At 72.0% G+C, this 8,783-nt stretch carries 8 protein-coding genes; 7 read left to right on the top strand and 1 reads right to left on the bottom strand.

The window, feature by feature from the left end:
• The 6 genes from infB to ACWEOO_RS39915 form a co-directional block, all read left to right on the top strand.
• Positions 1-2,516: translation initiation factor IF-2 (gene infB, locus ACWEOO_RS39940; RefSeq protein ID WP_452147489.1), on the top strand; the 2,516-nt coding region annotated here is incomplete at its 5' end.
• 97 nt (positions 2,517-2,613) lie between these two features.
• On the top strand, positions 2,614-3,051 hold the full coding sequence (gene rbfA / locus ACWEOO_RS39935; RefSeq protein WP_452147488.1) for a 30S ribosome-binding factor RbfA: 438 nt from the start codon (positions 2,614-2,616) through the stop codon (positions 3,049-3,051).
• An 8-nt stretch (positions 3,052-3,059) separates the two neighbouring features.
• Complete coding sequence (truB, locus tag ACWEOO_RS39930) at positions 3,060-3,950, top strand: tRNA pseudouridine(55) synthase TruB (protein WP_452147487.1); 891 nt, start codon at positions 3,060-3,062, stop codon at positions 3,948-3,950.
• A 21-nt stretch (positions 3,951-3,971) separates the two neighbouring features.
• Positions 3,972-4,742 (top strand): class I SAM-dependent methyltransferase, encoded by a 771-nt coding sequence (locus tag ACWEOO_RS39925; protein ID WP_452147486.1) that lies wholly within the window; start codon positions 3,972-3,974, stop codon positions 4,740-4,742.
• An 11-nt stretch (positions 4,743-4,753) separates the two neighbouring features.
• The gene (locus ACWEOO_RS39920) at positions 4,754-5,611 is read left to right on the top strand and encodes an LLM class flavin-dependent oxidoreductase (RefSeq protein ID WP_452147485.1); all 858 of its coding nucleotides are present in this window, start codon (positions 4,754-4,756) and stop codon (positions 5,609-5,611) included.
• Between the two features lie 22 nt (positions 5,612-5,633).
• Positions 5,634-6,530 carry an NAD-dependent protein deacetylase gene (locus ACWEOO_RS39915; RefSeq protein WP_363710665.1) on the top strand — a complete coding sequence of 299 codons (897 nt, stop codon included), beginning with the start codon at positions 5,634-5,636 and terminating at the stop codon, positions 6,528-6,530.
• Between the two features lie 40 nt (positions 6,531-6,570).
• Here the strand turns inward: ACWEOO_RS39915 and ACWEOO_RS39910 are convergent, their stop codons facing one another.
• Positions 6,571-7,584 (bottom strand): SGNH/GDSL hydrolase family protein, encoded by a 1,014-nt coding sequence (locus tag ACWEOO_RS39910; protein WP_452147484.1) that lies wholly within the window; start codon positions 7,582-7,584, stop codon positions 6,571-6,573.
• Positions 7,585-7,706: 122 nt separating this feature from the next.
• Here ACWEOO_RS39910 and ACWEOO_RS39905 point away from each other — a divergent pair, with 122 nt between their 5' ends.
• A complete protein-coding gene (locus ACWEOO_RS39905) occupies positions 7,707-8,675 on the top strand; it encodes a bifunctional riboflavin kinase/FAD synthetase (protein WP_452147483.1) in 969 nt (322 codons plus the stop codon).
• Positions 8,676-8,783: the final 108 nt, after the last annotated feature.

Genomic DNA, 8,783 nt, shown 5'->3' with positions numbered 1-8,783 from the left:
GCCAGGGTTCCGGCCCGCGTCCGGGTGGTTCGGGCGGTCCGGGTGCCGGTCCGCGTCCGGGTGCGCCCCGTCCGGGTGCCCCGCGTCCCGGTGCGCCCCGTCCGGGCGGCCAGGGTGGCGGCGGCCCGCGTCCGGGTGCTCCGCGTCCGGGCAACAACCCGTTCAGCTCGACCCAGGGCATGCAGCGCGGTGGACCGCGCCCCGGCCCGGGTGGTGGCGGCGGCGACCGGCAGGGCGCTCCGAGCCCGGCCGGGATGGCTCCGCGTCCGCCGCAGGGTCGCGGCGGTGAGCGTGGCGGCGAGCGCGGCGGCAGCGACCGTCCGCGTTCGGGTGGTGTGCCGGGCGCCCCGCGTCCGAACCCGGCGATGATGCCGAAGTCCTCGGCCGGCACGTTCACCGGTCGTCCCGGTGGCGGCTCCGGCGGTCCCGGCGGTGGCGGCCGCGGTCGTCCCGGCGGCGGTCCGGGTGCCGGTCCGCGCAGCGGTGGCGGCGGCGGTGGCGGCGGTTTCCGTCCCGGTGGCGGCGGCCCCAGCGGCCCGCCCGGTGGCGGCGGTGGCCGTCCGGGTCCGGGCAACCGCGGCCGTGGCGGGACGCAGGGTGCCTTCGGGCGTCCGGGCGGTCCGGCGCGGCGTGGCCGCAAGTCGAAGCGGGCCAAGCGCCAGGAATTCGACAACATGCAGGCTCCGGCCGTCGGCGGCGTGCGCGTCAAGCACGGTGACGGCGAGGTCGTGAAGCTGCCTCGCGGCGCGTCCCTGACGGACTTCGCCGAGAAGGTCGGCGTCGACCCGGCGTCGCTGGTCCAGGTGCTGTTCCACCTCGGTGAGATGGTGACCGCGACCCAGTCGGTGAACGAGGAGACGCTCGAGCTGCTCGGCACCGAGCTGAACTACGACGTCCAGATCGTGTCGCCGGAGGACGAGGACCGCGAGCTGCTGCAGTCCTTCGACATCGAGTTCGGCAACGACGAGGGCGACGAGGGCGACCTGGCTCCGCGGCCGCCGGTGGTGACCGTGATGGGTCACGTCGACCACGGTAAGACCAAGCTGCTGGACGCGATCCGGATGGCGAACGTCGTGGCCGACGAGGCCGGCGGTATCACCCAGCACATCGGTGCGTACCAGGTGACCACCGAGGTCGACGGCCAGGAGCGGGCGATCACTTTCGTCGACACCCCGGGTCACGAGGCGTTCACCGCCATGCGTGCCCGTGGTGCGCAGGCCACCGACATCGTCATCCTGGTGGTCGCGGCCGACGACGGCGTGATGCCGCAGACGATCGAGGCGCTGAACCACGCCCGTGCGGCGGGTGTCCCGATCGTGGTCGCGGTGAACAAGATCGACGTCCCGGCGGCGGACCCGACCAAGGTGCGTGGTCAGCTGACCGAGTACGGCCTGGTTCCCGAGGAGTACGGCGGCGACACGATGTTCGTCGACGTCTCGGCCAAGTCCCGGATCAACATCGACGGCCTGCTCGAGGGCGTCGTGCTGACCGCGGACGCGGCGCTGGACCTGCGGGCCAACCCGCACATGCACGCCGAGGGCATCGCGATCGAGGCGAACCTCGACAAGGGCCGTGGTCCGGTGGCGACCGTGCTGGTGCAGCGCGGCACGCTCCGGGTCGGCGACTCGATGGTGGTCGGTCCGGCGTACGGCCGGGTCCGGGCCATGCTCGACGAGCACGGCAACACCGTCGAGGAGGCGACTCCGTCGCGTCCGGTCCTGGTGCTCGGTCTGACCGCCGTGCCAGGTGCGGGTGACAAGTTCCTGGTGGTCGACGACGACCGCCGGGCCCGGCAGATCGCCGAGCGGCGTGAAGCCCGTGCCCGTGCGGCCGCGAACGCCAAGCGTCGCGTCCGTCGTACCCTCGAGGACTTCATGGCCTCGATGGAGAAGGGCGAGGCCCAGGAGCTGTTGCTGATCCTCAAGGGCGACGTGTCCGGTTCGGTCGAGGCGCTCGAAGACGCCCTGGTCCGGATCGAGGTCGGCGACGAGGTCAACCTGCGGATCATCGACCGCGGTGTCGGTGCGATCAACGAGAACGACGTCAACCTGGCCATCGCGTCGAACGCCGTCATCATCGGCTTCAACGTGCGGCCGGCCGGCAAGGCCGGTGACCTGGCCGAGCGCGAGGGCGTGGATGTCCGGTACTACTCGGTCATCTACTCGGCGATCGACGACATCGAGGCCGCGCTGAAGGGCATGCTGAAGCCGATCTACGAGGAGGTCACCCTCGGCCAGGCGGAGATCCGCGAGATCTTCCGCTCCTCGAAGGTGGGCAACATCGCCGGTTGCTGGGTGACCAGCGGCCTGATCAAGCGCAACGCGAAGGTCCGGTTGATCCGGGACGGCTCGGTCGTCCTCGACAACACCGAGCTGTCGTCGCTGAAGAGGTTCAAGGACGACGCGTCCGAGGTCCGTGAGGGCTTCGAGTGCGGTCTGACCATCAACAACTTCAACGACATCAAGATCGGTGACGTCGTCGAGGCGTTCGAGCTCCGCGAGAAGCCGCGCAGCTGACAGCAGGCGGTGACCCAGCCCTGGGTCACCTAGGAGTAGCGTCCGGAGAGACCACGGTCTCTCCGGACGTTGTTCATGAATGAGGGAGTGAGCCCTGATGGGTGAAGCAAGGGCGAAGCAGCTGGCCGACCGGATCCAGGTGCTCGTCGCGGAGCTGCTCGAGCGCCGGGTCAAGGACCCGCGGCTGGGATTCGTCACGGTGACGGACGCCCGGCTGACCGGCGACCTGCGCGAGGCCAGCGTCTTCTACACGGTCTACGGCGACGAGCAGGCGCGGGCGGACACCGCGGCCGCGCTGGAGTCGGCGCGCGGCCTGATCCGCAGCGAGGTCGGCAAGGCGCTCGGGCTGCGGCACACGCCGAGCGTGGCGTTCTTCCTGGACGCCGTCCCGGAGACCGCGGGGCACATCGAGGAGCTGCTCGAGAAGGCCCGGATGGCCGACGCCGAGGTGGCCAAGGCCGCCGCGGGCGCGAAGCCGGCCGGTGACGCCGACCCGTACAAGCACAAGGACGACGACGAGGACGAGCAGGACTGAGGCCGGCGTTGAGCTCTGAGTTCACGGCGGCGTCGGACGGGATCGTGGTCGTCGACAAGCCGGCCGGGATGACCTCGCACACCGTCGTCGCCCGGATCCGCCGGCTGGCGGGCACCCGGAAGGTCGGTCACGCCGGCACGCTGGACCCGATGGCGACCGGCGTCCTGGTCGTCGGCCTGAACCGCGCGACCCGGCTGCTCGGCCACCTGCAGCTCGCCGACAAGTCGTACGACGCGACGATCCGGCTCGGCGCCACCACGACGACCGACGACGCCGAGGGCGAGATCCTCACCACCGCCGCGGTCGACGGCGTGACGGCCGAGGCGATCTCGACGGCCGTCGCGGCGTACCGCGGCGAGATCTCGCAGGTGCCGTCGAAGGTGTCCGCGATCAAGGTCGACGGGAAGCGGGCGTACGAGCGGGTGCGCGCGGGCGAGGAGGTCGCGCTCAAGGCGCGCGCCGTGACCATCTCGCTGTACGACGTGCTGGACGTGCGGGTCGGCCCGGACGGGATCGACGTCGACGTGTCGGTGGACTGTTCCAGCGGGACGTACATCCGTGCGCTCGCGCGGGACCTGGGCGCGGACCTCGGCGTCGGCGGTCACCTGACCGCGCTGCGGCGTACCCGGGTCGGCTCGTTCGGCCTGGCCGCCGCGCATTCGCTGGAGTCGCTGGCGAAGTCGTTCGACTGGTTGCCGATCGCGGACGTTGCCGCTGGCACCTTCCCGCGGTTCGACGCGGACGAGGCACAGTCGGCCGCGATCCGCACCGGCCGCCCGCTGCCGGGCCTGGACCTGGAGGCCGGTCAGACCGCGATGTTCGCCCCCGACGGCACGTTCCTCGCCCTGTACGAGCCGCACGGCCCGCTCGCCAAGCCGACGGCGGTCTTCGTCAGCTGATCCTCCTGGGTACCGGGAGGTATGAGCGGCGAGGAGTTGACGGCCGAGTTCGGCGTGGTGGCCGAGTGGACCGCTGACGTCGTTGACGAGCTCGGGCCGGAGTACGCGATCGTCGCGGGCTGCCGGGGGAGCGGCGACCCGGCGGTGCTCGACTGGCTGGCTCAGGCCTGTGGCGTGGCTCCCGAGACTGCGCTGGTCGATGTCGGCGCGGGGGTGGGCGGAGCGGCCGCCTGGCTCGCGGAGACGTACGGCGCCCGGGCGGCGCTGGTCGAGCCGATGGAGGCGGCCTGCCGCGCGGCGCGGCGGATGTTCGGGTGGGACGCGGTCCGGGCACGCGGCGAGGCGCTGCCGTTCGGCGACGGGCAGTTCGACGTGGCCTGGTGCGTCGGGGTGCTCTGCACAGTGCACGAGAAGCGGGCGTTGCTGCACGAGATCGCGCGGGTGCTGCGGCCGGGCGGCTCGCTCGGGATGACGGTGCTGGTGGCGGATCCCGCGTTGCACAGCGCCGTACCGAAGGGGAACGAGTTCCCGGAGGCGGACGACCTGCGGGACCTGATCGCCGGGGCCGGGTTGACCCTGCGGGCGCTGACCGAGGCGCCGAACGGAACGACGCCCACCGAGTGGGTCCTGAAGGCGGACCAGGTGGACGAGATGCTGCGGAAGCAGCACCGGAGCGACCGGGCCTGGCGCGAGTCCGAGGAGCAGGGCCGCAAGCTGTCTCACCTGCTCACCACCCGCCAGGTCACCACCTGTCTGCTGCATGCGACGAAATCTGTCGTTGCGGCAGGTTAGCGTGCAGTGGCATGAAATACGGGTTCGTGATGGCGTACGGCGATGCGCGGGATGCGGCCGAGCTGGCGGTGCTTGCCGAGGAGCACGGCTGGGACGGGTTCTTCGTGTGGGAGTCGATCTGGGGCATCGACGCCTGGGTGATGCTCGGCGCCGCGGCGATGACGACGGAGCGGATCAGGCTGGGGACGATGCTCACGCCGCTGCCGCGCCGCAAGCCGTGGGACGTGGCGGGACAGACGTCGACGGTCGACAACCTGAGCGGCGGCCGGGTGATCCTCGCCGTCGGGTTGGGCGTGTCCGGCGACGAGCGGTTCTGGCTGTTCGAGGACGACCCGGGGCGCAAGGTCCGGGCGGAGCTGCTGGACGAGTCGCTGGAGATGCTGCAGCACCTGTGGCGTGACCAGCCGTTCGAGTTCACCGGCCGGCACTACCGCTCGGAGAAGGTCGCCGAGCTGATGCCGCCCGCACCGCCGCCGCCGGTCCAGCAGCCGCGGATCCCGACCTGGGTGGTCGGGGCTTGGCCGCGGCCGAAGTCGATGCGCCGGGCCGCGCTCCAGGACGGCTGGCTGCCCAACTACGTCGTGGCGCCGGGCCAGGAGCGCGGCGAGTGGACACCGGCGCTCCTGGGGGAAGGCGTCGAGTGGATCCGCCGCGAGCGTGCCGGTCACGGCCTGGGCATGGACGGGTACGAGATCGTTGCCGAAGGCTCCACCTCCGCCGACGACCCGGATCCGGCCGCCACGGTCCGCCCGTGGGCCGAGGCGGGTGCGACCTGGTGGATCGACGCGGACTGGTCGTCGATGGACCCGGCCGAGGTCCGCGCGGCCGCCGAGCGCCGGCTCCGGGCCGGTCCGCCCCGCGTCGACTGACTCCGCACCGTACGCTGGAGAGGTGCGTTCTCGTCCGACGTTGGAGTGGGCCCCGGGCCCGGAAGTGCTGGCGTTGGAGCCGGGCCGGACGGATGTCGGCCCGGTCGCGGACATCGTGGCCGCCGGGCGGGTCGTCGTCCTGAGCGGCGCCGGGATCTCGACCGAGTCGGGGATACCGGACTACCGGGGCGAGACCGGGAGCCTGCGCACGCACACCCCGATGACGTACGGCGACTTCACCGCGACCGAGGCCGCCCGGCAGCGGTACTGGGCGCGCAGCCACCTCGGCTGGCGCACCATCGCCCGCGCCGCGCCGAACGACGGGCACCGCGCCGTCGCCGCCCTCCAGGCCCGCGGGTACCTGAGCGGCATCATCACCCAGAACGTCGACGGCCTGCACCAGGCGGCCGGCGCCCGCGACGTCGTCGAGCTGCACGGCAACCTCGACCGCGTGATCTGCCTGGACTGCGGTACGACGTCGGCGCGCGAGGTCCTCGACCGCCGCCTCCGGGCGGCCAACCAGGCGTTCACGGCGGAGGCGACCCGGATCAACCCCGACGGCGACGTCGAGCTGCCCGAGGACGTCGTCCGCACGTTCAGCGTCGTCCCGTGCACGGTGTGCGGCGGCACCGTGAAACCCGACGTGGTCTTCTTCGGCGAGAACGTCCCGAAGAGCCGCGTCGAGCGCTGCTACCGGCTGATCGACGACGCGAACGCCGTCCTGGTTCTCGGTTCCTCGCTCACGGTGATGTCCGGGTTCCGCTTCGTCCGGCACGCCGCCAAGTCGGGTACGCCGGTGCTCATCATCAACCAGGGCCTGACCCGCGGCGACCCATACGCGACCTGCAGGGTGAACCTGCCGCTCGGGAGGGCACTGGGGGACCTGCTGGAGGAAACCACCGGGCCGAGCCACGCGTGAGGTGGCCCGGCCCGTGGTCCGCGGTACGGATTGGAAAGGGTCAGCGTTGCGCGCTGGTCCGTACGCGGTTCGTGGAGGCCTCGAGGGCCTGAGGGGAGGCAGCGGCCTGCTTCGCCAGGGCACGGGCCTTGGCCGCCCAGGCGGACTGCTCGGCTGCGGTCACGACCGGCGCCTGGCCGGTCAGCGTCTTGTAGGTGAGGGAGGCCATCCCGGCCTCGCCTTCGTAGCGCGGGTGGTAGTTCAGCGCCCGCAGCAGGTTGATGTCCTTGCCCTGGATCCAGGCCTGCCCGTCCGGCGCGCACGCGTCGTGCCCGGTGGACGGCGTGAAGGTGTCGACGTACGTCGCTCCGCCGGCCGCGGCGGCACCGGCGACAGCCGCGTTCAGCGCCTGCTCGATCGAGTACAGGTAGGCGTAGTCGCCGTCGGCGAACGGCAGGATCGACGGGCAGGTGCCGTGCTCCGGCGCGATCTTCGGGTACCCGATCAGCACGATCGTCGCCTGCGGCGCCCGGGCCCGGATGCCCTGGACGACGATCGCGATCCGGGTCTGCGTCTGGGTGATCTTCGCCCGCAGCGTGTCGACCCCGTCGACCGTGAAGTGCGCCTTGCAGGGAGCGCCGGCCGGGTCCGAGGCCCGCAGCCCGGGGCAGGTGCCGATGATGTCGCCGAAGACGCCGAAGTCGTTGCCGCCGATCCCGAGCGTCACCAGGTCGGTGTCCGGCGTCAGCGCGTCGAACTGGGGCGCCGCGGTGCCGAGGACCGTGCTCTGCGGCTGGGTCATGTTCGTGGTGTCGGCGCCGCCGCAGCTCACGTCGGTGAACCGCCACACGCCGAGCGCCGCCGCGAGCATCTTCGGGTAGTTGCTGTACGAGCGGGCGCAGCCGAGCGACAGCAGGTCGGCCAGCGGGACGAACGGGGCCGACGTGTACGAGTCGCCGAGCGCGACGTACTTCGTGAACCGCGGCGTCGCGGCGGCCTGGGTGGCGCCGGCCGCGGGCAGGCCGACGACCAGCGTGAGTGCCGCGCAGGCGGCGACCAGACGGCGTAGCTTCACGAGACCTCCCCAGCAGGGCCCACCAGTGCGCCGCCCACCCTAAGTTGAGTCACTGCCCGATTACAAGGGGTGATCGTGGACCTGATGAAAGCGATCCTCCCGGGGCATGGAATCCTGCTCTCATGCGTGTCTGGCACGGATTGGACGAGGTGAGCCCGGACTTCGGGCCGTCGGTCGTCACCATCGGCAACTTCGACGGCGTGCACCGGGGTCACCAGGAGGTGCTCGCGCACGCCCGCGCGCGGGCGGCCGAGCTGGGCGGCCTGCCGGTGGTCGCGATGACCTTCGACCCGCACCCGATGCAGGTGCTCCGGCCCGACCGCGCGCCGCTGATGCTCACCGATCCGGCCCGGCGCGCCGAGCTGCTCGGCGAGGCGGGCGCGGACGCGGTGCTGATCCTCCCGTTCACCAAGGAGGTCTCGCACTGGACGCCGGAGGAGTTCATCGAGCGCACGCTGGTGACCGCGCTGCGCGCCAAGGCGATCGTGGTCGGTGAGAACTTCCGGTTCGGGCACAAGGCGGCCGGTCACGTCGACACGCTCCTCCAGGCAGGAGCGCAGTACGGCTTCCAGGTCGAGGGGCTGAGCCTCGCGGGCGTCCAGCAACCGTGGTCGTCGACGTATGTGCGGCAGAAGCTCGCCGACGGCGACGTGGAGGCCGCCGCCGAGGCGCTCGGCCGCCCGCTGCGGGTCACCGGCGTCGTGGTCGAGGGCGACAAGCGCGGCCGTGAACTCGGCTACCCGACCGCGAACATCCCGGCCGACCCGGGCGCCGCGGTCCCGCAGGACGGCGTGTACGCCGGGTGGCTGACCGTGCTCACGCCGGCGCCGGGCGCCCCGGCGTACCCGGATCCGCTGCCCGCGGCGATCAGCGTCGGCAGCAACCCGACCTTCGACGGCGTCGACCGGCGGGTGGAGTCGTACGTGCTCGACCGCGACGACCTGGAGCTGTACGGCGCAGCAGTCGCGATCGATTTCGTCGCCCGGCTGCGCGGCACCCAGATCCGTTTCGACAGCATCGACGAGCTGCTCGTCCAGATGAAGGCCGACGTCGACGGCGCGCGCCGCCTGCTCAGCACCGATCCGGGCTGATTAGGGGAGCAGTCCACGGACTGATACGCTGGCTGCTGCCGTCTGAACGGCCGCGGATCGAGAGTGCTCGGGTGGAGAATGCCCCGGTGCGCCGCGCAACGGAAATCG

Source organism: Kribbella sp. NPDC004138 (genome assembly GCF_053603655.1).
This window is presented reverse-complemented; position numbering and strand designations above follow the sequence as displayed.

Excerpts from the sequence above, each read along its gene's own strand:
- ACWEOO_RS39905 (WP_452147483.1), top strand. The coding sequence starts at position 7,707 with ATGCGTGTCTGGCACGGATTGGACGAGGTGAGCCCGGACTTCGGGCCG.
- rbfA (WP_452147488.1), top strand. The coding sequence starts at position 2,614 with ATGGGTGAAGCAAGGGCGAAGCAGCTGGCCGACCGGATCCAGGTGCTC.
- ACWEOO_RS39925 (WP_452147486.1), top strand. The coding sequence starts at position 3,972 with ATGAGCGGCGAGGAGTTGACGGCCGAGTTCGGCGTGGTGGCCGAGTGG.
- ACWEOO_RS39920 (WP_452147485.1), top strand. The coding sequence starts at position 4,754 with ATGAAATACGGGTTCGTGATGGCGTACGGCGATGCGCGGGATGCGGCC.